The organism is Bradyrhizobium sp. Kon58 (assembly GCF_055807455.1).
Genome location: NZ_JBVVOT010000442.1, coordinates 1 through 270, shown reverse-complemented (window position 1 = coordinate 270; position 270 = coordinate 1). Strand labels below are relative to the sequence as shown.

At 52.2% G+C, this 270-nt stretch carries 1 protein-coding gene; it reads left to right on the top strand.

The window, feature by feature from the left end; genetic code table 11:
* On the top strand, positions 1-235 hold a 235-nt coding region (locus AC0L20_RS41080; RefSeq protein ID WP_473295839.1), incomplete at its 5' end, for a hypothetical protein.
* Positions 236-270 lie beyond the last annotated feature (35 nt).

The following is a 270-nucleotide window of genomic DNA, read 5'->3' as shown; positions in this document are numbered from 1 at the left end:
ATCGACTTCCTCAAACAGCAACGGCGGGCCGGGGGCATCCAGTATCAGGGTGGTAAATGCCATTCAACTGATCCTCTTGGAGGGTCGTGCGCTGTACGGTCAAATCGAATGTCAGCCTGAACATCGCCAACCACTGCACATCAAAAAATACCGCGCGGTATTCGCAGGAGGCAAGCAGTCGATTCAGGTTACCACTGCGCAACTATGGGCTTGGAAAAGTCTCGGTGGTAAGTGAGTGTAAGAAGCTCCTGAAACCAAAATACTCGCTGC